General features: G+C 52.0%; 18 protein-coding genes. 14 read left to right on the top strand and 4 right to left on the bottom strand.

Annotation, left to right across the window (positions count from 1 at the left end; translation table 11 throughout):
* Window position 1 precedes the first annotated feature (1 nt).
* Both H5P27_RS00830 and H5P27_RS00835 read right to left on the bottom strand, forming a co-directional pair.
* Window positions 2–730 carry an ABC transporter ATP-binding protein gene (locus H5P27_RS00830; protein WP_185658484.1) on the bottom strand — a complete coding sequence of 243 codons (729 nt, stop codon included), beginning with the start codon at window positions 728–730 and terminating at the stop codon, window positions 2–4.
* A gap of 147 nt (window positions 731–877) precedes the next feature.
* The gene (locus H5P27_RS00835) at window positions 878–1,894 is read right to left on the bottom strand and encodes an HAD family hydrolase (protein WP_185658485.1); all 1,017 of its coding nucleotides are present in this window, start codon (window positions 1,892–1,894) and stop codon (window positions 878–880) included.
* A gap of 155 nt (window positions 1,895–2,049) precedes the next feature.
* Here H5P27_RS00835 and prfA point away from each other — a divergent pair, with 155 nt between their 5' ends.
* The 13 genes from prfA to H5P27_RS00900 all read left to right on the top strand — a co-directional run bounded on the left by prfA (window position 2,050) and on the right by H5P27_RS00900 (window position 14,872).
* Entirely contained in the window at window positions 2,050–3,147 is a 1,098-nt protein-coding gene (prfA, locus tag H5P27_RS00840) for a peptide chain release factor 1 (RefSeq protein WP_185658486.1), read from the top strand.
* A 33-nt stretch (window positions 3,148–3,180) separates the two neighbouring features.
* Window positions 3,181–4,032 carry a peptide chain release factor N(5)-glutamine methyltransferase gene (prmC, locus tag H5P27_RS00845; protein WP_185658487.1) on the top strand — a complete coding sequence of 284 codons (852 nt, stop codon included), beginning with the start codon at window positions 3,181–3,183 and terminating at the stop codon, window positions 4,030–4,032.
* A 183-nt stretch (window positions 4,033–4,215) separates the two neighbouring features.
* On the top strand, window positions 4,216–4,935 hold the full coding sequence (locus tag H5P27_RS00850) for a hypothetical protein (RefSeq protein ID WP_185658488.1): 720 nt from the start codon (window positions 4,216–4,218) through the stop codon (window positions 4,933–4,935).
* 221 nt (window positions 4,936–5,156) lie between these two features.
* Window positions 5,157–5,321: a hypothetical protein gene (locus H5P27_RS00855; RefSeq protein WP_185658489.1), complete on the top strand. Its 165-nt coding sequence runs from the start codon at window positions 5,157–5,159 to the stop codon at window positions 5,319–5,321.
* A 55-nt stretch (window positions 5,322–5,376) separates the two neighbouring features.
* Window positions 5,377–7,680, top strand: a complete 2,304-nt coding sequence (gene ccoN, locus H5P27_RS00860) for a cytochrome-c oxidase, cbb3-type subunit I (RefSeq protein WP_185658490.1) — start codon at window positions 5,377–5,379, stop codon at window positions 7,678–7,680.
* Between the two features lie 14 nt (window positions 7,681–7,694).
* The gene (locus H5P27_RS00865) at window positions 7,695–7,850 is read left to right on the top strand and encodes a hypothetical protein (protein ID WP_185658491.1); all 156 of its coding nucleotides are present in this window, start codon (window positions 7,695–7,697) and stop codon (window positions 7,848–7,850) included.
* A 38-nt stretch (window positions 7,851–7,888) separates the two neighbouring features.
* Window positions 7,889–8,416, top strand: a complete 528-nt coding sequence (locus H5P27_RS00870) for a cbb3-type cytochrome c oxidase N-terminal domain-containing protein (RefSeq protein ID WP_185658492.1) — start codon at window positions 7,889–7,891, stop codon at window positions 8,414–8,416.
* Window positions 8,417–8,481: 65 nt separating this feature from the next.
* On the top strand, window positions 8,482–9,897 hold the full coding sequence (ccoG, locus tag H5P27_RS00875) for a cytochrome c oxidase accessory protein CcoG (RefSeq protein ID WP_185658493.1): 1,416 nt from the start codon (window positions 8,482–8,484) through the stop codon (window positions 9,895–9,897).
* A gap of 7 nt (window positions 9,898–9,904) precedes the next feature.
* Entirely contained in the window at window positions 9,905–10,066 is a 162-nt protein-coding gene (locus H5P27_RS00880; RefSeq protein WP_185658494.1) for a hypothetical protein, read from the top strand.
* Window positions 10,063–10,767, top strand: coding sequence for a sulfite exporter TauE/SafE family protein (locus H5P27_RS00885; protein WP_185658495.1), 705 nt, complete (start codon window positions 10,063–10,065; stop codon window positions 10,765–10,767). The genes H5P27_RS00880 and H5P27_RS00885 overlap by 4 nt, the downstream gene beginning before the upstream one ends.
* Window positions 10,758–13,127 (top strand): heavy metal translocating P-type ATPase, encoded by a 2,370-nt coding sequence (locus tag H5P27_RS00890; RefSeq protein WP_185658496.1) that lies wholly within the window; start codon window positions 10,758–10,760, stop codon window positions 13,125–13,127. The genes H5P27_RS00885 and H5P27_RS00890 overlap by 10 nt, the downstream gene beginning before the upstream one ends.
* Window positions 13,128–13,770: 643 nt before the next feature.
* Window positions 13,771–14,202 carry an RrF2 family transcriptional regulator gene (locus H5P27_RS00895; RefSeq protein ID WP_246462394.1) on the top strand — a complete coding sequence of 144 codons (432 nt, stop codon included), beginning with the start codon at window positions 13,771–13,773 and terminating at the stop codon, window positions 14,200–14,202.
* Window positions 14,203–14,314: 112 nt separating this feature from the next.
* Window positions 14,315–14,872 carry a rhomboid family intramembrane serine protease gene (locus H5P27_RS00900; RefSeq protein ID WP_185658498.1) on the top strand — a complete coding sequence of 186 codons (558 nt, stop codon included), beginning with the start codon at window positions 14,315–14,317 and terminating at the stop codon, window positions 14,870–14,872.
* On the opposite strand, the gene uvrA is transcribed toward H5P27_RS00900, so the two are convergent.
* Entirely contained in the window at window positions 14,869–20,511 is a 5,643-nt protein-coding gene (uvrA, locus tag H5P27_RS00905) for an excinuclease ABC subunit UvrA (protein ID WP_185658499.1), read from the bottom strand. The genes H5P27_RS00900 and uvrA overlap by 4 nt on opposite strands.
* A gap of 48 nt (window positions 20,512–20,559) precedes the next feature.
* Entirely contained in the window at window positions 20,560–21,669 is a 1,110-nt protein-coding gene (locus tag H5P27_RS00910) for a glycosyltransferase (protein ID WP_185658500.1), read from the bottom strand.
* A 172-nt stretch (window positions 21,670–21,841) separates the two neighbouring features.
* Here H5P27_RS00910 and H5P27_RS00915 point away from each other — a divergent pair, with 172 nt between their 5' ends.
* Window positions 21,842–22,288: a phage holin family protein gene (locus H5P27_RS00915; RefSeq protein ID WP_185658501.1), complete on the top strand. Its 447-nt coding sequence runs from the start codon at window positions 21,842–21,844 to the stop codon at window positions 22,286–22,288.
* The last annotated feature ends 54 nt before the right edge of the window (window positions 22,289–22,342 follow it).

The raw sequence follows: 22,342 nt of genomic DNA on the forward strand, positions 1-22,342 counted from the left end.
GCTAAGCGAGGGCGGAGCCTTTTGTAAGGTCTCTAAACACTTCATCTATGCTTGCTCCGGGGATGCGGGCTTTGAACTCGGCTGGCGTCTCGTCGACTAGGACTTTGCCTTGGTCGATGATGATGACGCGGTTGCAGATGGCCTCCACCTCCTCAAGTATGTGAGTGGAGAGCACGATGGCCTTATCCTTGGACATGGCTTGTATTAACTTCCTCACTTCATGCTTTTGGTTCGGGTCTAGGCCATCGGTCGGCTCGTCGAGAATAAGGACCTTCGGATCGTGAATGATGGCTTGGGCAACTCCGACCCTTTGGCGATAACCCTTTGATAAGTTTTCGATGGCTCTGTATTTAACCGAATCCAAATGGCAATTCACGATGACGTCGGCCAGACGCGAGTTCAGTTCCTCAGGGTCGCGGATACCTCTGGCTTCTGCCACGTAGGTGAGAAACTCGACCACGGTCATTTCTGGATACGCCGCACTCGATTCGGGAAGGTAGCCAATTTGGCGTTTAACTTCGATCGGGTTTTTGGATACGTCCAATCCATCGACGGTGACTGTCCCGGAGGTCGGCGTCAGAAAGCCGGTGATCATTTTCATGGTGGTCGACTTTCCCGCCCCATTGGGACCGAGAAATCCAAGAATGTCGCCCTTGTTAATGGTGAACGAGACTCCGTCCACTGCTCTGAGCGTACCGTAGTCTTTGACGAGATGATCTACTGTAACCATAGCGTTTAGGTGGGTATTGAACTGTTCGGGTATGAGAGTGGGAACGCAAAAGCTCCGCCTTTGATTGGGGAGCTTGTATGCGTTTTCCTGTATTAAACAGGCGTTCGGAAATCAAGTTTCCGTTTGGCTTAGATTTGGAAGATATCTCTAGTCCAAGTCGAATACGTCTTGCTCGACCTGTTCTTCGGGTAGCGGAACTTCTTCGTCTTTCAAATGGCGAGGAGGCTTGGCGACTCGCTGTGTCAAATAAGCCTCGCGGTCCGCCACGATGCGTTGGCAAATCTTGTGTACGTGCATGCGCAGCCACATGGAAGTATTCGAGTCCGAGCAATAGCGGGCGGGTCCATAGGCGTGGATTCGGTCGGTTTGCAAAAGCAGGTCGTTTTGCTCGAATTCCGCGTCGTTGCCCGGCTTGTAGACGGCATAGGCCTTTCCGCCGAATTTGCGTAGTACGGAAAAACTGGGCACATCGCTCGGACCGTCCGCGATGTAGATCATATTCTGAAAGGGGATACGCCGGTCTTCCGCTGCCATCTTGGCATTGACGTCGATGGTGTCGTTTTTGTTGGCCCCTTTGTTAATTTCGAAAAGGGCCCGCGTTTTGGTGGTGTTGTCGATCATGGTGCCGATTTGGCTGACGATGTCGTCGCTTTCCATGTCGAAGTCGTCCTGGTCGAGGTATCCTGGCTGTAGTGGATTTTCAATAAACTCGCTGCCCCAAATTCCGTCGACGTAGGGAGCGATGGCGGAACCTCGGATCATCTCGGCAAGGCCGGTGGAAACGATGTAGTGTTCCAGCTGCAGATCGTGTCGGACGTACTCGGGACGGGAACGAGTGAGCTCTCTCAGTTCCTCGAAGAAGTTGGGCAAACCCTCGTAGAAGACGATTTCCTTGCCGAGTTCCCGGAGCATCTTGTTGTTGAGGCCCGGCATTTTTCCGGCGCGGGCGTAGGTCAGGATGTGGTTTAGATAGACGCTTTCGCCCGACACGGTGTAGCCGCGTTCCTTGTAGCGTCCCGCCATGGTGTTCACTTCGTCCCAGAAAAGCGATTCGTCGATCTCGAATTTCTCGAAAATCGGCTGCTGCATGTAGCCGGGAATGAGGGTTTTGTCGAAATCCCAAATAAGGGCGATCTTGTTTTGGGTGGAATATGATTGGGACACTTCTTGTTTGGCTTATGAGTTGAAAGCCAGATGGTGAATTCACCCGCTCCCGACGCAATCTGCAAATGAGACGCTTGCCAACTGGCTCGCTTTCGATATCGGATTTGCGTCTTTTTCCAATAACTGGCCGCCTTCAGGCGCCGAGCTCTCTTTTTATGGCTATCAAGCTTCCAGAAATTGCCCCTTTCAAGGCCCGCGTCGAGGAGATCGACGAAATGATGAACAAGCCGGACTTCTACAGTGATGCGCGTAGATCGGCAGCCCTGTCGCGTGAACACACGAAGCTCCGCCAGTTGATCGAGGACTATGGCTTACTCGAAAAAGCGAAGACGGATTTGGCGGATAATCTCGAAATGCTGGAGGATCCAAGTGGCGACGAGGAGCTAAAGGAATTGGCCGAGATGGAAGTGCCCGAGCTAGAAGAGAAGATCGAGTCGCTCGAACAAAAAATCCTCGCTGCCATGATCCCGCCCGAAGAGACGGATTCCCGCAACACGATCGTGGAAATCCGAGCTGGGGCAGGGGGAGATGAGGCTTCGCTTTTCGCTGCTGATTTGTACCGCATGTACTCCCGTTTGGCCGAACGCAAAGGCTGGCGAGTCGAACAAATGAGCGCCAGCGAGAGCGGCATCGACGGTTTCAAGGAAGTGATTTTCTCCATCAGCGGAGAAGAGGTTTACAAGAAGCTGAAACTCGAGAGCGGGGTGCATCGCGTGCAGCGTGTGCCAGAAACTGAGTCGCAGGGACGCATCCATACTTCGACTGTGACGGTAGCCGTGCTGCCTGAAGCCGAGGAAGTCGACGTTGAGATCAACCCACAGGATTTGGAAATCACCGCGACGCGAGCGAGTGGAGCTGGGGGACAGCACGTCAACACCACTGACTCCGCCATCAATATCGTGCACAAGCCAACGGGGATCACCGTGTACTGCGCGGATGAGCGTTCCCAGATCAAGAATCGGGCTAAGGCGATGAAGGTTTTGTATTCTCGCATCCTGCAGGTGAAACAGGAGGAAGAGCGGGCCAAGTACGCTGAGAACCGCAAGAAGCAAGTGGGTACCGGAGACCGCAGCGAGCGCATCCGCACCTATAATTTCCCGCAAAGCCGGCTCACCGACCACCGAATTGGCCTGACCGTGCACAGTTTGCCGGCGGTCATGGAGGGAGAAATGGACGAGATTCTCGAGACTTTGGAAAACGAGGATATGCGTCTGAAGATCGAGGCTTTGATGACGGGATCCAAGTCCTCCTAAGTCACTTGGTCCGGAATTTTCGAGATGGCGGAAATGCTGACAGTCTTAGAAGTGGTGCAGCGTAGCTCCGCTTTTTTGGAAGGCAAAGGGGTGGAGAGTCCTCGCCTCAATGCGGAGTGGCTTATCGCTGCCGCGCTCGGGATGGATCGGATGAAGCTTTACATGCAATTCGACCGTCCGCTCAAGGAGGCGGAGCTCGCCGAGATGCGTTCTATGGTTGCCCGACGAGCCAAGAGGGAACCGCTGCAATACGTTATTGGGACGGCTCCTTTTCACGAATTGGACCTGAAGGTGGATTCGCGGGCATTGATCCCTCGGCCGGAGACCGAGCAATTGGTTGAATTGGCGATCGATTCCCTAGGAGAGAATGACGTGCCCTACCGGATCGTGGATCTCGGCACCGGAAGCGGCGCGATCGCGCTCGCTTTGGCCTTTGCTTTGCCTCGAGCAGAATTGTTCGCCGTTGATGCGAGTCGAGACGCTTTGGAGCTCGCCCAGGAAAACGCCCTAAGATGCGGTTTGCAGAATCGCGTGACCTATGTGCTCTCGGACTGGTTTTCGGATTTCGATCCAGAAGGCCCTTTCGATTTGATTATCTCAAATCCCCCTTACCTGACGGATGAAGAGATGAAGACCGCGGAACCTGAGGTTCGGGATTTCGAACCTCTCTCGGCTTTGCGGGCTGATCGCGAAGGGCTTTCGGACTTGGAGCAAATCGTTCGAGGCGCTTTCGAACGGCTGAAACCCGGTGGTATTCTCTGGCTGGAGACGGGCATTGGCCATCGTAGCGCCTTGTTGGATCTCTGTTCAGAAGTCGGCTATTCCGATTGCCTCGGGTGCGACGACTGGAGCGGTCGGCCCCGTTTCATCAAAGCGACCAGATAAATAGGCGATACGTCTGTTTACGTAGGTAATTAGAGGCTTCAGTTCTGGACACACTACTAAGTACGCTTATCAATTCATACCTAGCGGTTGATTGGGGGTCGCTATTTAATTGGTACAAACGCCCTAGTTGTATGATGTGGGTGGTGCGCGGCTCCCTTGATTTTTCCGTCTTGAGCCGACGCCATGAAGCCAGAATTCCTAGACAAATCAGAAAAGTTAAGCAGTTGCTTTTCGGAGTATCGCTGTGGCTTGGAGTGTCATGGTTTCAGGGATTTCGACGAGCTGCGGGCGCATTTGATCGAAAGGTTTCCCGTCTCCGATGTGACCGTCACCCTTCAGGCAGACTTTGCTCATTCAAATTCTGCAGAGACCTTGGACAGGATCGAGATTACTGAAATTTCTCAAGACTCTGTTCTGCTTGGCATTTCGGTTGGCCGCCGAGCGTGTCTGGTTGTCAATCTTGAGAAAGACAGTGAATGGGGTGACCGGGAAGGGGACTGGCGTCCGAGACAGGACTACAGAGGCATTTTGACCTGCGCGAAGTGGGTGTATTGTCGAAACGTGAGAGACCAGGTGGTTGAGCAAATGTCCAACCGAGGCGCTAACAGAGTGGTTTCCTTTTTTCTCAACTCTGAGGGAAAGATCGAATCAGCATCTGGCTTGGCCAAGGAATTTTGCGAATCGCGTTTCCTTGGACTAGATCGGGCCAACGATTATTTCCCTCAATCTCACTGGGAGTACATCCAAGGCGCTCTTGCCAAGCAGAAGGAAGTCGACGGCAAGGCTTACAAGAACGACAGCCTCGTTTTTTCCTTTTTGGAAGATAGCGGTATCGTGAATTGCGTCCTGCAGAACATGGGCGAGACTGGCTTTTTGCTTTCTCTTTCTGCCGCCGATAGTTGAGGAATTCCGAACTGTTGCGACATTGGGGCCGATGTCGCCGTGCGTTTTCGATCTACCCAGCCCGATTACTCTAATTCGCGGAGCGAATGAGAGATGTTACGCATATTTGGCAATTTCATTCTTAATGCTTGATTTGCGGAGATCGTTAGTAATAAAAGAAATAAAGGTATTTAATAGTAGATACTATTCTAAACCTAATTAGTGCCGCTACTACCCTGCAGATGAACGTAATTTTCCTAACCGTTTTTATCGGACTGATACTCGTGGGACTCGCTCTCGCGTTTTTCGCTTTTACGCGGAAGACGTCGAACTGGAGCAGTCCGGAGCGCGACAGCCTGATGCCTTTAGAAGAAGAGCGTACCGTCGCCCATGATAAGCGGGGCTAAGCCCTGAAATCTGTTTTCATATCTAACGAACACCTCCTCATAACCTAACGACTCCATGTCCGATCAGAAACGAGTAATCGAGTACGACGACCAAACCGTTCGCATGTTTATGATAGCCTCCATTGTGTGGGGCATCGTGGGCATGCTTGCGGGCGTTTTCGTAGCCGCCCAGCTAAACTTCCACTTCCTTAACTTCAATATGGAGTGGCTAACATTCGGGCGTTTGCGTCCGCTGCATACCAATGCGGTCATCTTCGCCTTTGTCGGCAATATGATGTTCGCAGGCGTTTACCACTCGACCCAGCGTTTGGTGAAGGCTCGTCTTGGTTCCGACATCTTGTCGAAAATTCACTTCTGGGGATGGCAGCTGATCATCGTTTCGGCGGCTGTTACGCTTCCGCTCGGTTTCACGCGTGGCAAGGAGTACGCCGAACTGATTTGGCCGATCAATCTCGCGGTGGTCGTGATTTGGGTCGTTTTCGCCCTGAATTTCTTCCTCACGCTCGCCAAGAGAAATGAGAAATCCCTCTACGTAGCGATTTGGTTCTACATCGCCACCATCATGACCGTGGCGATGCTCTACATCGTCAATCACCTCTCGATTCCAACTGGATTGCTGCACTCTTATCCGGTGTTCGGCGGTGTGCAGGACGCTTTGGTGCAGTGGTGGTACGGGCACAACGCGGTGGCATTCTTCCTGACCACGCCAATCTTGGGCATCATGTACTACTACATGCCGAAGGCCGCGGATAGACCGGTTTATTCCTACCGTCTCTCGGTTGTACACTTTTGGTCTTTGGTTTTCATCTACATCTGGGCCGGACCTCACCACTTGCTCTACACCGCTTTGCCGGGCTGGCTGCAGCAGTTGGGGATGATCTTCAGTCTTATGCTTTGGGCGCCATCGTGGGGAGGTATGCTCAATGGTCTGCTCACTCTGCGTGGCGCATGGGACAAGCTCCGTTCGGATCCTGTACTGAAGTTCTTCGCCGCGGGTGTAACATTCTACGGTATGGCGACCTTTGAAGGTCCGCTACTTTCCATTCGCTCAGTTAATTCGCTCGCTCACTACACGGACTGGATCATCGGTCACGTGCACGCCGGTACCCTCGGATGGAACGGATTCATGGCGGCTGGTATGTTCTACTTCCTCGCTCCACGTCTCTGGAATACGAAGCTCTACTCCGTATCGATGGCCAACATGCACTTCTGGTTGGGCCTCGTGGGTATCCTGCTTTACGTGGCCTCGATGTGGGTGTCTGGAATCACCCAAGGTCTAATGCTCAACAACGCCGATGAGCAGGGCATTTTGGCTTATCCCAATTTCCTCGAGACACTACAGTCGATTCGTCCACTCATGCTAACCCGTGTAGTGGGTGGCGGACTCTACTTGGCCGGATTCATCATGATGGCCTACAACATCTGGATGACCGCCAAATCCGGTAAGGCGGTTAACGGTGTCTGTGAAGTTTCCGAGGCAGATGACGATGCCAAGAAGATGGGTCTGATCTCTGCGGTCATGCATCCCGCGTTCCTATACTCGGCTGGCTTGGTTGTATTCTCCTGCGTATGGCTATTCGCCGACGGTTTTGTAGAGTTGGCAGGCATGGCGTTGACGATTGTCACCGTTATGAGCTGTATCGTACACTTTGCCCGCAGCGGCGATAGTTTTGCCCAATGGTACGACAAGCTTCTCGAGAACTCGATGCCGTTCACAGTGCTTGTGCTGCTTTCAGCTGCCACCGGCGGTGTGGTTCAGATCTTGCCATTGGTAAACATCGATAAGGCAACTGTTGCTGAAGACAAAATCCAGCGAGTCTACACTCCACTCGAATTGGCGGGACGCGACATCTACATCAGCGAAGGTTGTTACAACTGTCACTCGCAGCAGATTCGTCCTTTCGTCGCGGAAGTGAAACGCTACGGCGACTACAGCCGCCTCGGCGAATCTATCTACGATCACCCGTATCAATGGGGATCGCGTCGTACAGGTCCAGACCTCGCTCGATTGGGCAGCAAGTATCCGGATTCTTGGCACTACGACCATATGGAAAACCCACGTCAGACTTCTCCAGGCTCAAACATGCCTAACTATCCTTGGCTGTTTAAGAAGTTCACTGACTACGGATCACTTCCTTCCAAGATCAATACTCAGAAAATGTTGGGCGTTCCATTCCCCGATTGGTCGCCAGCCGAGATCGATTCTGCCGCCAAGGCGCAAGCCAAGGAAATCCAGGAAAATCTCGAGTCTTTGGGTAAGGAAGTTGATGCTGACACTCAGATCGTAGCTTTGATCGCTTACCTACAGCAATTGGGCAAGTCGATCGACGTGCAAGAGCAACAGGCGGCTAACAACTAAAGGAAACCAGGCATATGTTTCAAAGAGTTGAATACACCGAACTACAGACTCTCTTCCCGAAGATCGGGTTCGTCCTCTTCTTTCTAGCTTTCGCGATCATCGTTTGGAAAGCGGTTAAGATGGAGAAGGGCGAGAGCTCCAAGGCCAGCAGAATGCCGCTGGATGACTAGTATTGTATCATTAATTAACCTACAGAGATTTTCCGAAAATGAGTCAGCAAGCTAACGACGAGAAAATACGCGAGCACAGCTACGACGGCATACAAGAGTTTGATAAGAGTCTGCCAAACTGGTGGCTGTTTACTCTCTATGGCACCATCGTATTCGCCATCGCCTATTGGGTCTATTATCAGAAGACTGATATCGGCCTCGATCAGCATGAGGAATTCGACGCCGCAATGGCCCAAGTCGACGAAGCAGTGGCCAAAGCGAAAGCGGAAGCAGGTGTTCTCGACGACGACACTTTTGCTATTATGGCCAAGGACCCCGCCATCGTAGCGGAAGGCGAAACCATCTACAAGCAGACATGTTCCGCTTGCCACGGTCAAAACCGCGAAGGTGGAATCGGTCTGCCACTTAACGACGCTGAATGGAAACACGGCTCCAACCCGCTTGCTATCAAAGCGATAGTGGAAACCGGAGTAGCCACGGCCGGCATGCCCGCATGGGGACCTGTCTTGGGCGACGAAAAAGTTAACCAGGTTGTAGCTTATTTAGTGGCCAATCAGGTAAATTAGTGTTTTCTAATTTAATCAGGGACGGGAGATTCCCGTCCCTTTTTTCATTTTGAACCTAGATTACCATGGCGACTGTAAATACTCCGAAAAAACACGTTCCAAACCGTGATTCCTTAACGGCTATCAACGACGATGGCTCGCGTTACATCATCCATCCGTCGGACGCCAAGGGGCGTTTCAGGTTTTGGCGACGCGCTTCGGCGTATTTCCTAATTCTGCTCTACGCGGCGTTGCCGTGGATCCAGATTGGCGGGTATCCGGCGGTATTTTTGGATACGGATGCCATGCGCTTTCATTTCTTGGGAATGACTTTTGCGTCTCAAGATCTGTGGCTCGCGTTCTTTTTGATATCCGGTCTGGGCTTCGGACTCTTTTACATTACAGCCTTGCTAGGTCGTATTTGGTGCGGATGGGCCTGTCCTCAAACCGTCTTCTTGGAGCACGTATATCGTCGGGTTGAGCGTTGGATCGAGGGGGATGCGGTCAAGCGCCGTAAGCTCGATTCTAGCAAGTGGGGTATTGAGCGAATCTGGAAAAGAGGGCTGAAGCATTCTCTTTTCGTTCTATTGTCACTGGCCTTGGCTCATATGTTTATGGCCTATTTCGTGTCGGTGCCTGGCTTGTGGCAAATGATGCACGAAGCTCCTGCGGAGAACTGGAAGGTATTCGTTTTCGTCTTCGTTTTTGCCACCATACTCTATCTGAACTTTGGCTGGTTCCGTGAGCAGCTTTGTATCGTGATCTGCCCTTATGGTCGTTTGCAGTCCGCTTTGATCGACGAACATTCGATGGTGATTGGCTACGACGAGCAGCGTGGCGAGCCGAGGGGCAAGGCAAAAGATGCGGATGCGGGAGACTGTATCGACTGTAACCGATGCGTCCAAGTATGTCCGACCGGCATCGATATTCGCCAAGGGCTACAGCTGGAGTGTATTGGCTGCGCCGCTTGCGTCGACGCCTGCGATTCGGTGATGGACAAGCTCAAGCGTCCAAGAGGTTTGGTGCGCTACGACTCCATGGAGGGATTGGAAGGGCGAAAGACTAAGTATGTCCGGCCGCGTATGATTCTCTACACTGTCCTGCTTTTGATAGGAGCTGGCGTTCTGCTGACCTCTTTGCGGGGATTGAGCGATGCGACTATCACGGCTTGGCGTGCTCCGGGCGCATCTTACTACGTGGACGCAGATGCCGTACGGAATCAGTTTATGGTTCGTGTGACCAATACGCGAAACGATCCGACGAGCTACAGCCTAGCGTTAGAAAGTAGCCAGGATGGCATTGTCGCACGAGGAGTGAACGAGAATTTCGAGATCGCTGGAAATGGGGATTTCGTTCGACCGGTGATTGTGTTGGTAGACAAAAAAGAGTTTACAGGAGCCTTCAAGATGGAGGTAAGTGTGTTGGACGCAGAAGGTGAAATCCTTATGTCTAGGCCTTTGGAATTCATTGGGCCGAGTCCGAAGCTTCTGAATAAGGAATAGCCTCAACGTGGAAGAGCAAAGCAACGAAACCAAAAAACGCGGAGGATGGCGAACTCTCGGCATATGGGTTACCTTAGCCTTCGTGGTGGTTATCGTGGCTTGGTATTTTTTAATCAAAGTGGCTTCCGAAAACGCGATGGAGCCTATCCCGCTTAAGCAGGCTAAATGATCGAAGATGGAAATCTCTATGCATTGCTCAATCCAGTGGCAGCCTTTTTGGCGGGCGCCCTGGTGAGTCTTCACTGCGTAGGGATGTGCGGACCTTTGAGTTGCGCCCTAATCGGTCGCCAGCAGGGTTCATCTGTTTTTGTTTCGCACGGAGTCTATCACCTGGGTCGCTTCGTATCCTACACTTTGCTGGGAGCTCTGGCGGGAACTCTGGGTAGCCAACTTGTTTCATGGGTGGGTGAAAACCCAGCGCGTTACGCGCCTTGGGCCTTGGGTTTATTTTTCGTAGCTTTGGCTTTGAATTTAGACGGCCTGATTACGAAGTGGCAGGCTCGCACTGGTGTGGGACGGGGCTTGGTTCAGCGAGCTTACAGACTCAGCGGCAATGCCCGAGGACTATCCTTGGGACTCTTGACGCCACTCATTCCTTGTGGCCCGCTGTATCTGATGCTTTGGGCGACCACTTTGACCGGCTCTGCTGCTCAGGGGGCGTTGGTGATGTTTGCCTTCGCTACCGGAACCGCACCACTTATGCTTTTGGCCCAATCTGGCTGGAGTTGGCTGTCGGTTCGAATGGATGCTAGAAAGCTCGCTTACCTTCGTCGCGGATTGGCCTTGGTCGCAGTTGGATTGCTGTGTTTGCGAGCGTTTGTAGGAACGGACGCGGAGTCATTGGTTTCCGGCGACGGTATATGCAAGTAGGCAAGGGCAAGCGAGAGCCGCGGGAGCATCGTGGCGAAATGGCATGCAAACACTGCGGCACGACCTTTAGCCAAGTTAAGGAAGACGATGCCTTTTGTTGCTCTGGCTGCGAGTACGTCTACAGGATCATTCACGACGAATCCCTGGAGCGGTTTTATGACTTGAGGGGTAATGTATCTCGGCCGGTAGGCTCCTCCGTTTTCCAAAATACGGATTATCCTTGGCTCGATTCTTTGATCGAAATAGCTGAGTCGAAAGGGAAGGTGGCGAGTCTGAGCCTTGCTCTGGAAGGTATCTCTTGCGTGGGTTGCGTCTGGCTGATTGATCGGGTTTTTTCAGAAGCTCCGGGAGGAGTTTCGTGCCGAGTCAATGTACAGTTTGGAACCGTAGACCTCGAGTGGGAGTCGGGCAAATTCGACCTCAAGGCGTTTGCTTCACGGATCAAACATTTTGGCTACCGCGTCTGTCCTGCACGAGTCCAAGCCGATTCCGAGTCTCGTAAGATAGTCTGGAAACTCGGCTTGGCCGGCGCGTTCGCCTTGAACGGGATGCTCTACACCTTACCGGGTTACCTAGGAATGGACTCGGAGTTCTTTTTCGCGGCTAATTTCAACTGGCTGTCCTCAATATTTGGAACGTTGAGCCTGTTGTTTTGCGGGTCTTATTTTATCGGAAAAGCCTTTAGGGCGGCAATTCAAGGCATTGCTCACTTAGATTTGCCGATTTCGATCGGTATCGTGTTCGCCTATCTAATCAGTTGGTATGGTGTCTGGAAAGAGGACGAGCATCTTGTCTATTTCGATTTTGTCTCAACCTTTGTCTTCTTGATGTTGGTGGGTCGCTGGTTGCAGGTGGTTGCGGTCGAGCGAAACAGGAATCGCCTTGCGGATATCCAACTCGACGCCCCCGAGATCGACATCGAAAGCAGCAATGGAGGCCGAGTTAAAGTGCGGGCGGACCAGATCCAAAAGGGGCAGACTTACTGGCTGCCTTCGGGGCAGCGTGTTCCGGTTCGTTCAATCTTGTTAAGCGAGCGAGCAAGTCTCGGGATGGATTGGATTAGCGGGGAGTCGGAATCCAAGATTATCGATGCGGGAGATGAGGCGGCGTCTGGAGCGGAGCTAGAGAATCAATATCCGGTACGGATGCAGGCCTCGGAAGACTGGGACCAATCGCTATTGAGCAAGCTAAGCACACGCGCCACCCGTTCCCAAGAGAGGGACGCAATTGCCCAAAAATGGATTTTCCGCTATCTGCTCGTGGCTTTTGTAATAGCGGTAGCGGGAGGGCTCGGGTGGTTCTTCGGGAGCGATCTTGCTTCAGCCTTGAAGGTGTTTATCTCGGTCTTGGTTGTTTCTTGCCCATGCGCGCTCGGGATCTCGCTCCCGTTTGGAGATGAAATTGCGCTGGCCCGCCTTAAGCAGCAGGGCGTTTTTGTGACGACGCACTCCCTTTGGAATCGTCTCACTCGCATAAGTAGGATCGTTTTCGATAAAACAGGTACCCTGACCCGCAGTTCTCTGGCTATGGTGAATCCCGAAGGCATTCACAAACTGAATGGGGACGAGTTGGCTGCCTTAAGTTCCTTATGCTCCCAAACTCGTCATCCGATTTCCAATACGATCAGAGAGTATTTGATGGCGAAGGGCCTTTTCAGGATATTGCCACAAGTGGAGCCCTGCGAAAAAGTGGGATTCGGAATTGAGCTTGAGGCCGATTCATTCCTCTGGAGGCTGGGAAAAGGAAGTTGGGCTGCGGAAAGCGGAGAGGGGACAGTATTCTCTAGAAACGGAGTGATGCTGCTGGATCTCAGGTTCGAAGATCTGCCGCTTCCGGACTCTAGTCGCGAACTGAGATTGCTCGAAGATGAAGGCCTAGACCTAGCGATCTTAAGCGGAGACCGGGAAGAAAAGGCTCGATTGATCGGACATGCTCTCGGGCTCGAGGATTCGCGCGTCTTCGGGAATCTGCTCCCGGAAGAGAAGGCGGATTGGATCGAACGCCACGAACCTGAAGCGACGCTGATGGTAGGGGATGGCGCAAACGATACGCTAGCATTTGAAACTGCCCTTTGCTGTGGGGCCCCTGCCAATGAGCAGGGAATCGTGGCGGAGCGGGCAGATTTCCATTACTTAGGAAACGGAATAGGAGGCATTAGGGCTTTGCTGGCGATTGGCAGACAGAGAAAGATGTCGGTTCTCTGGCTGATGGCGTTCGCCGTCGCTTATAACCTTTTTGCGGTGGGGCTCTCTTTGCTGGGCTGGGTTACGCCCTTGGTTGCGGCCATTCTGATGCCGCTGAGCTCGATCGTCAGTTTGGCGATTGTGTGGTCGATTTTGGGTAAGCGAAATCTCAATTGACCCATTTGAGTGAGGTAGAAACGCCAACGTATCGATATCTTCTGTTAAGCAATTTTGCGGTAAAAAGAGAATAAGATAAAAAAATACAAGTTTATCATCAAATAAGCTTGCGTACTGGGATCGGTAACCTAGGGTGTTGTTCAGTTTCAAGCGGTTAGCTTAACGATCAACTTCAACACAACTCATGCTCACTGGAGCAAAGGCACAAAGAGGGTTACTGAATTGAAGTCGGTCCGATAGCGAAAGCGGGAGAAGCGACGGGCAGTTTCGCCCTTAAATTTCTGTCAGGCAATATACGAGCCAAGTTGGATTAGGCACAAGCGGGGAAGCCCTTTTTTGAGGGCTTCCTTAGCTGACAGAAATTTAAGCGGTGTCAGATGTCCCAATAAAGCGGGACAAATGCCCTCAATCTCATCATCTGAGTTGAAAAAGAATCTTGGTGTAAAAGCGTTGTTCAATCGCGCCTGCAGGCAAAAGCTCCGGTTTTTGACTGCAGGTCTTTTTGTTTTTGGGGTCGAAACAAATCGTAAATCTTTACCTTCAGGCATTCATCGCTGATAAAATGGTAGAAAAGTCTTTATTGAAGGCGGGTTAACTCCCATAAAATTACGGATTAGATTCACTTATGTTCGGTTACGGAAAAATGGCAAATTACGCGATCGCCAGCCTCAGCTATCTGGCCGCGAATTATGAAACGGAGGGCTTCAAAGCGAACTCTCAGACGATCGCGACGGCCCGTAATTTGTCTAGACCGCTCGTTGGAAAACTAATGTCGCAGATGTCCACCGCGGGCTTGGTCAACGGAACTCCAGGACCTGGGGGAGGCTTCTACCTTTCGCGCGCTCCGAAGGACATAACTTTGCTAGAAATCGTAAAGCTCTTTGAGAAAATCGAAGAAGCCCTGATGTGCCCCTTCGGGCCAGGCTGGTGCGGAAATGGCGACCCTTGTCCTTTTCACTACGAGTTGGAAGATAAGCGCGACGAGATGATGGCTTGGCTTTCCAATACGAACTTGGAGGTTTTCACCAACCATCCAGTGAAGCCTGAGAAAGGCTTTGATGCGGAAGCCGTTTAGCGGGTCCTGTCTCGAGTGCTAATCGGGACAGATCGGACTCCTTTTGTTGACGACTTGAGGGCTCTTTCTAGTGTCCGGCCAACTATGATCAATTGCCGGCTAGGAAACAACTGTGAGTAACTTCAACTCCAAGCTGCGGGGCCTATTGTACTTAGTCGGTTTCATTTGGGCCGCGTTTGCCCTCGATCAACTGACTCCGATTAACCTCCTAGGTTATGGAATCCTTCCGCGGGATCCGAGCCGACTTTGGGGAGTGTTGCTTTGGCCGTTCCTGCATGCCAATTTGAGTCATATTGGTAACAACACGATCACGCTCCTCGTTTTTGGCGCGATCATTTCGCTCAGGAGCTCAAGCAAGCGTTTCCTGCTAGTGAGCTTTTTGATCACTCTTTACGGTGGACTCGGGGTTTGGTTGTTCGGTCGGCCCGAATTGCACGTGGGAGCGAGCGGCCTGGTTTTTGGGTATTTTGGTTATATTCTCACCAGTGGAATTTACGACGGGAAGATATCTTCGGTCCTGATCTCGACGGCAGTGATGATTTTGTTTGGTGGAATGATCTGGGGCATCCTTCCTACCCAAGCCCGAGTTTCATGGGAGGGCCACCTCTTTGGCTTTTTAGCGGGTGTCGTTTTGGCTGTCCGCAGCAAACCCAGAAGGAAGCGATTCTAGGAGATGTGAGAAACCAAATAGGGGGCAGTTATACTCCATTTCGATTTCTGCATTCCAGACAAAGGTCCCTGGAAGAGAATCTTGCCGCCCTTCGGCCCGCCTCCGGGTCCCATCTCAACGATGTAGTCAGCCTCCGCGATCAGGTCCAAATGGTGCTCGATCACGACTACGGTGTGTCCCTGGTCGACAAGTTTGTGAAGCAGGAGAATTAGCTTTTCGCAGTCGTTCAGATGTAAACCGATGGTTGGCTCCTCGAGTATGTAGAGATTCGTCCTCGTGATGCCTCTGCTTCTTTCTGTGTAGCTTTGTAGCCCTTTGGAGAGTTCGGTAACGAGCTTTAGGCGTTGAGCTTCGCCACCAGAAAGGGTGGGGCTGCTTTGTCCCAGCGTGAGATAGCCTAGCCCAGTCTCAACCATCAGCTGCATGACCTCGCCGAGTTGGCTATGAAAGCTAAAGAACTCGGCTGCCTCTTCGAATGACATTGAGAGCACATCGGCTATGTTCTTACCCTTCCAGTGCAGGTCCAAAAGCTCTGGTCCGTATCGAGATCCTCCACAGTCCTCGCAGGTCACGTAAGTATCCGGCATAAAGCTCATTTCCAGTTTTACTCGACCTGCTCCCGAGCAAGTCTCGCAACGGCCATGGGCAGTATTGAAGGAGAATCGTCCAGGTTTGTAGCCCCGCATTTTTGATTCAGGCAGGCTCGCGAAAAACTGTCGTATAATATCGAATACGCCCAAATAGGTAGCCGGCGTGGAACGAGGCGTTTTACCAATTGGGTCTTGGTCAACCTCTATTACGGAACGAAATTCGTGGGCACCGCTCAACTTTTCAAAAAGGACTTTTCCCTCTTCCCCTTCAACGCTCGGACCATTCTGGGAGAAATCTTTGCCAGTGATAGCCTTCTTCTTCGATTTGATCGAGTATGTAGCTGCAGGAGCAAGAAGATCCCTGATAAGCGATGATTTACCGGCACCAGAAGCTCCACAAACTACGGTAAGTCGCTCTTTTGGGATGTAGACAGATTGTTGGGAAAGGTTGCGGAACGTCGCTTTAGTCAAACTGACGAAGCCTTCCGTCGATCGAGAGCTAGGCCGTTTAACCTTGCGGTAAGAACCGGCGAGCGGATGCGGGATCCCGGATTTTAGATAACGTCCAGTGAGGGAGTTTTCATTTTCTTTGAGTTGAGAGACTGTGCCTTGGGCAATGAGTTCTCCACCGTGCACTCCGGCTCCCGGGCCAAGATCGATGATGTGGTCAGCTTGCTCCATCATGCCGTCGTCGTGCTCGACAACAAGGAGTGTATTCCCTTTCGACTTCAGGGTCTTTAGGGTTTCGATCAGTCGGTCCCCGTCGCTGGCGTGTAAGCCAATGCTTGGCTCGTCCAAGACGTACAGCACGCCCGCGAGGTTGGAACCAAGCTGGGCAGCGAGCCGGATGCGCTGAGCCTCTCCTCCAGACAGCGTTTGGGTCGGTCGGTCGAGCGAAAGGTAGTCCAAGCCGACCTTATCCAAAAACTGGAGACGCTCATGGATCTGGGAGATGATATCCCTCGCGATTAGTTTACCCCTTTTGTCTAAGTCTAGGTCGCCTAAGGTTTTAAGCAAATGATTTGGATCTCGTGACAGCAGTTTTGGCAGCGAGATGCTTTCCTCTTTTTTGAGAGGTAGAAGGACATTCCGGCTGATGCGATTAAGTCGCTCACCTTGGCACTCGGGACAGATGATCGCCTGGCTTTCATCCTCGCTAGAATCGTCTGCTCCAATGGCTTTGGCCAATTCTTCATCTTCCTCCAACCGTTCCCGCATCCACGGATAGATACGCCCATGTCCTCGACAGGCAGGACACCAACCCTTGTGTGAATTGAAGGAAAAGTCCTTTGGGTCTAACTCGGGTAAGGCCTCTCCTGTTTCAGGGTCCATACGGGTTGTGGAGAGAAATTGAGGGGTGGGGGAAGAGCTCGAGATTATCAGACAAGTCCCTTTGCCCCGCTGGAGGGCTTCCTTGAGCTTTTTATGTAGTTGCGTTTTGGATCCTGTGAGGAGTTTCAAGTCCGCGATCACGACTTCGATATTGTGCTCCTTATAGCGATCGAGTTTTACGAAATCGTCGGTAAAGATAAGCTTCCCATCGACTCGCATCATTTCGTAGCCATGATCTTCAATCCAGCTTGCAATGGGCTGGTGGTGCCCTTTGCGGTTTCTTACAAGGGGAGCGAGCAAGTAAACGTGTTTCGACTTCTGAGCAGCGGGACTTTGAAGGAGCTTACTCAGACGTTTCTGAATTTCTGATTCGGTCTGCGAAACGAGTGCTTTGCCTGTATCCGGATTGTGGGGAACTCCTAATCTCGAGTATAGGAGGCGAAGGTATTGAGCAACTTCTGTGATCGTTGCGACGGTTGATTTTCGAGATCCGCGAGTTACCCGCTGCTCGATGGCGACGGTAGGTTGGATTCCCGAAAGATTGTCCAAATCCGGGCGGGGCAATTGTTCCACGAATTGCCTCGCGTAGGGTGACATAGATTCCATGAAACGCCGTTGGCCTTCTCCGAAAACGATATCGAATGCCAAGGTCGATTTACCCGATCCCGACGAACCCGTAATGACTGTGAATTGATAGCGAGGAATCGAAACGGTGATATCTTTCAGGTTGTGCTCTCTCGCACCTGTTACCACGAGGGATTGTTCTGTTCCAGCCTGAGGCAGCGAATTCAACTCTGGATTTGATCGATAGGTTGACTTCTCTTCCGCGGCCACAAAAGCGTTTGAATCGGAGAATTCAGGTCGGAGGTAGCGCGATGTCTCTGTATCGGATAGCTGGGCACAATTCTCCGGAGTTCCTTGAAATACGACCTGTCCTCCTTTGGATCCTGCCTCTGGCCCCATTTCGACTATCCAGTCGGCAGACTTGAGTACGTCGATGTTGTGCTCAATCACGATTAAGCTGTGGCCCGACTCCACGATGGACTGCAGTACCTTTAGGAGGCGGCGAACGTCATGCTTGTGCAATCCAGTCGTAGGTTCGTCGAGGAGCACAAGGGAAGCTCCGGGTGTGTTTGCTTTAGAGGATTGGGTCGAGCTAAGGTATTTAACAAGTTTCAGCCGCTGTGATTCGCCTCCGGAGAGCGTATTCAAAGGTTGCCCTGACTTCAGGTAACCGAGTCCGACTTCTTGGAGAGAGGCGAGTCGATCGTGGATTTTCGGGAAGCTGGCGAACATTTCCGCAAGTTGATCGACGGTCAGATCCAGTAGGTCGGAAATACTATGCTCCAAGTATTTGATTTCGAGCAGCTCAGGCTTGAACCGTTTGCCGTCGCAATGAGGGCAGGGCACATAAACGTCGGACAGAAACTGCATTTCAATCTTCTCGTATCCCAGTCCCTTGCAGTGTTCACAACGGCCGTCGCCAGCATTAAATGAGAAACTCGAGGCCGTGTATCCGTTTTCTTGGGATTGGGGCAACTTTCCGTAGTGTTTGCGGATTTCGTCCCAAGCTTCGACAAAAACCACGGGGTTCGATCTCGGAGTTCGTGATACGGGCGACTGGTCCACCAGGACCACTTCCTCGAAATCGCAGTCCGATTTCAGTGATTCGACTGGGGCGGCGTCCTCTGTAATCAATCCTCGCTGGGCGATTAGGTTTTGATAAATGACCGAATTCAGAAGGGTTGATTTTCCAGATCCTGAAACCCCAGAAAGGCAGACGAATTTTTGTAGTGGAATGTCCAAGCTGACTTCACGCAGATTGTGCTTGGTCGCGCCGTGGACGTGGATCGCCTCTCCATTTTTGGTGATGGCTCTGGTTTCGGTGGGGGTGGAGATGCTTAGTTGCCCGGAAAGGTATCTTCCTGTGATCGACTTCGAGTCTGCTAATAGCTCCATTTGGCTCCCTTGGAAAACCAGTTGCCCGCCATTTGCTCCCGGCTCGGGTCCGATCTCTATTACGTGATCGGCAGCGCGAATCATCGCGTCGTCATGCTCTACGAGTACGACGGTATTGCCCGCGTCGGTTAAGGTGCGAACGATTTCGATTAGCCTATCGATGTCGCGAGCGTGCAGACCGACTGATGGTTCATCCAAAACAAAAAGTGTATCGACCAGCGAGGCACCTAAGCAGGAGGTTAGATTCACGCGCTCAACTTCACCGCCTGAAAGGGTGCGAGCGGGACGATCCAATGTTAGGTAGCCAAGTCCGACATGGTTCAAATAGCGTAGTCGCGAAAGAATCGCGTCTTGGGCAATGCTTGCCTGGTGGCTTGGGGATCTTTCGTTTTTCCCGACTCGAGCCTCCTCAAGGAGATTTAGCAATTCTTCGACTGGCAGTTGGTAAAGGTCTGGCAGTCGATAGTTTTTCCATTTCCAGCAGAGCGATTCTGGCTGAAGTCGAGTCCCTTCGCAGTCTGGGCAGGTGACATAGGCTCGATAGCGCGATAGGAAGATGCGGACGTGCATCTTGTAAGTGTTTCGTTCGAGCCAGTCGAAGAAACCTTTTACACCGTACCACAGGCCATTTGATTCGCTTCCCTCTGGTAGCTTTTGGTAAGCCGGTTCTCCGAGGATGACGATGTCCTGCTGCCTTTGGGTAAGTTTGTTGAAAGGCTTTGTAGTTGATATCTTTAGACGTTTGCAGGCTCGGATTAAATCGTTCTTGGATTCTCCGTAAACTTGTCCCTCGAATGGTTTGATCAGGCCATCGTTTATCGACTTGTTTGTATCGGGAATCGCAAGACGGTAGTCGATCTCGATTACCCGACCGAACCCTCTGCATTTGGGGCAGGCTCCGATGGGTGAGTTGAATGAGAATAGGGCGGGGCTTGCCGGGCGAAAGGTCTGTCCTGTTTTTGCGGAAGACAAACCGCGAGAGTATCTCGCCAATGTTGTTCCCGCTTTGTCCAAGAGGACTAGCCGCCCTTGTCCGAATTCGAGGGCTGTCTCTGCCGCCTCCAAGAAACGTGACTTGTTCTTCTCGTTGATGGCGATGCGATCTTGAACGACTAAGATCGAATCAGCCGCTCCGCTGTAAAAATCGGATAGGTCTTCGTCGAGTCGAAAGAGGGTTGGAGGGGTTGTTCGTTCGATCGATCCAAAGAATCGAGAGTAGCCTTGGGCTTTGACGTTGGAAACGACCTCTTCCCATTTCAATTTCTCTGGCTTTCGCACCTCAAATGCTAAGATCGTTTGCTTGCCTTCGTAGCTTTTCAGGGACTTAGCCCAAATCGTCAGCGGGTTATCGTCGTGTATCGATTCGCCGGTGACAGGGTCGAATAGCGCAGCTTCGTGGGAGAACCAGACTTTGAAAAAATCCGTCAGTTCAGTCATGGTCCCTACCGTAGAGCGAGAGGTCTTGATGGTGTTTTTCTGCTCTATCGCGATGGATGGGCGTACGTTTTCTGCCGAATCGAGGTCCGGTTTTTCCAACAGATCCAGAAACTGCCGGGTGTACGCTGAAAACGTTTCGACGTAGCGACGCTGGCCCTCTGCGTGTAGGGTGTCGAAGACGAGGGACGATTTGCCAGCTCCGCTAAGCCCGGTCACGGCCACGAATTTGCCGAGAGGGATGTCGATATCGATATTCTTAAGGTTGTTTTGGCGAACGCCGCGGAGACGTATCGCCTCGGGCGCAGAGGCTTGAGTAGGCATGGAGGTCGCGTTGGATGTGTGTACTGGCTTTGGCTTCAGCCGGTAGCCTTAGTCTTTGTCGATCGACGTTTGAAAGAGTCGAAAGTAAGCGTCGGATTGAGATTTCAGAGAAAAGTTGTCCTGGGCATAGTAGCGAGCCTGCTCGGACATCTGAAGTCGTAGGTCCAAGTTTTGAGCCAGTTTTTCCAAAGCCTTTTGGAATTCGAATTCGTTGCCATGGGGTATCAGGAATCCTGATTTCTGATCCAAGAAGGTTTCCCCAACTCCGTTCACGTCATAGGCGACCACCGGAAGCCCGGCCATTTGGGCCTCGACTAAAAAGTTGGGCAGGCTTTCGAGATCGGAAGTGTGTACCGCTATGTCCGAGTCGAAATAAAGGCTCCTAGGATCTTTGAGTAGTCCGAGAAAACGCACGCGATCTGATACCCCGAGGCGGCGAGCCTCCTCTTCGCAGGCCACGCGAGTGGGGCCCTCTCCGGCTAGGGCTAGCTCCCAGTCAATTTCTTTTGGGAGGCGGGAGCAGATCTGGATCAAACGAATCTGCTGCTTTTGTGGACGAAACATCGAAACGGAGCAGAAGCGAATTCGCTTTGCTCCAGAGCCTTTGCCGTCCGGATGGAAGCTCGGGATCACGGTCTCGAAGTCTCGGATACATCCATTGTAGATTACGGTCGAGTTGTTTGCTCGTTTTATACCGTATTGGTCTGCCAATCTTTTGAGAGCTTCCTGCGAGTTCGCTATGATATGGTCTGCCCGTTTCAGAGCTCTGCGGTAAAGGAAAGGAATCGATCTGCCGGTTCGAAATGTTGAGAAAAGCGAGTAGGGAGCCTTCGAAGGCAGAAGGGAGGTGAGGCAATTAGCCATTCGGCCCATGGGAAGAACGGCGTGTGGGGCGATCGATTTCAGTTTTGCTCTCAAACCGGGAGCGTACCAATCCGTTTTCAAGGGGCCTTGATTGAGAAAATGCAGGGTGATCGGCAGACTCGCTGCTCGCTCATCCAAGACGCCTCCGCGTCGGAATACGATTATGTGAGTCTCGGCTCCGAGCTTCGCGATCTCTTCGGCGATGGCGAGGGTTTGCTGTTCCGTGCCTCCGTTTCTCAAGTAGTCTTGCAGTATGACCACCCTTAGGGGACTGACCGTGTCTTCAGCCGTCATAGTTGAAGGGTAAGTGGCATTGGAAGTGCAGCATTTCGAGGAGAAGCATCGTTTTAAAATTCAAGAGGGAGGTTTGGCTTCCGAATAGCGGCGAGCAAGATTTTGTCGTCGGCCAGCCTTCGCTTTTTCTCTCGCTTGTAACCTGACAGTCGAGAAATGGTTATAGAAGTTTATGAGTAAAGAAGGGTCGGAAGGAATCAGTTCCATCATCAAACGCTGGATCGTTAGCGGAGTCGGCATTTGGCTGGGCAGCTACTTTGTGGAAGGAATCGCCTACGACGATAAGCTAACGCTTTTGATCGTAGTTGTACTTTTGGGACTCTTTTCCGCGGTGCTTAAACCCTTGCTGGTCCTGTTGGCGTTGCCATTTGTGGTCCTGACTTTGGGAATCGGTATCCTCTTCATCAACGCTCTGTTGTACTTGTTGGTCGGAAATCTTGTAGATGGGTTCTTTGTGGCGGACTTCGCTTCAGCGTTCTGGGGAGCTTTGTGGGTGACCTTTTTGAATGTAATCTTTTCGGGCTGGATCAGCGGCAAGCGGGCTGTAGCGGTTCAAGCCTCTACTGGCAGCAAACCGCGGCGGAAGGTGAAAGCCAAAGACGATGTCATAGACATTTAGGTGACTCTGACTGTACCAACTGCTTTTGACGCGTTTGCGCTAGACACTTTCGGC

The sequence above is a fragment of the Pelagicoccus albus genome (genome assembly GCF_014230145.1).
GTDB classification, from domain to species: domain Bacteria; phylum Verrucomicrobiota; class Verrucomicrobiia; order Opitutales; family Opitutaceae; genus Pelagicoccus; species Pelagicoccus albus.

Bases quoted from the DNA above. Each gene is read 5' to 3' on its own strand.
- H5P27_RS00830 (WP_185658484.1), bottom strand. From the start codon at position 730: ATGGTTACAGTAGATCATCTCGTCAAAGACTACGGTACGCTCAGAGCA.
- prfA (WP_185658486.1), top strand. From the start codon at position 2,050: ATGGCTATCAAGCTTCCAGAAATTGCCCCTTTCAAGGCCCGCGTCGAG.
- prmC (WP_185658487.1), top strand. From the start codon at position 3,181: ATGCTGACAGTCTTAGAAGTGGTGCAGCGTAGCTCCGCTTTTTTGGAA.
- H5P27_RS00850 (WP_185658488.1), top strand. From the start codon at position 4,216: ATGAAGCCAGAATTCCTAGACAAATCAGAAAAGTTAAGCAGTTGCTTT.
- H5P27_RS00855 (WP_185658489.1), top strand. From the start codon at position 5,157: ATGAACGTAATTTTCCTAACCGTTTTTATCGGACTGATACTCGTGGGA.
- ccoN (WP_185658490.1), top strand. From the start codon at position 5,377: ATGTCCGATCAGAAACGAGTAATCGAGTACGACGACCAAACCGTTCGC.
- H5P27_RS00865 (WP_185658491.1), top strand. From the start codon at position 7,695: ATGTTTCAAAGAGTTGAATACACCGAACTACAGACTCTCTTCCCGAAG.
- H5P27_RS00870 (WP_185658492.1), top strand. From the start codon at position 7,889: ATGAGTCAGCAAGCTAACGACGAGAAAATACGCGAGCACAGCTACGAC.
- ccoG (WP_185658493.1), top strand. From the start codon at position 8,482: ATGGCGACTGTAAATACTCCGAAAAAACACGTTCCAAACCGTGATTCC.
- H5P27_RS00885 (WP_185658495.1), top strand. From the start codon at position 10,063: ATGATCGAAGATGGAAATCTCTATGCATTGCTCAATCCAGTGGCAGCC.
- H5P27_RS00890 (WP_185658496.1), top strand. From the start codon at position 10,758: ATGCAAGTAGGCAAGGGCAAGCGAGAGCCGCGGGAGCATCGTGGCGAA.
- H5P27_RS00895 (WP_246462394.1), top strand. From the start codon at position 13,771: ATGGCAAATTACGCGATCGCCAGCCTCAGCTATCTGGCCGCGAATTAT.
- uvrA (WP_185658499.1), bottom strand. From the start codon at position 20,511: ATGCCTACTCAAGCCTCTGCGCCCGAGGCGATACGTCTCCGCGGCGTT.
- H5P27_RS00910 (WP_185658500.1), bottom strand. From the start codon at position 21,669: ATGACGGCTGAAGACACGGTCAGTCCCCTAAGGGTGGTCATACTGCAA.
- H5P27_RS00915 (WP_185658501.1), top strand. From the start codon at position 21,842: ATGAGTAAAGAAGGGTCGGAAGGAATCAGTTCCATCATCAAACGCTGG.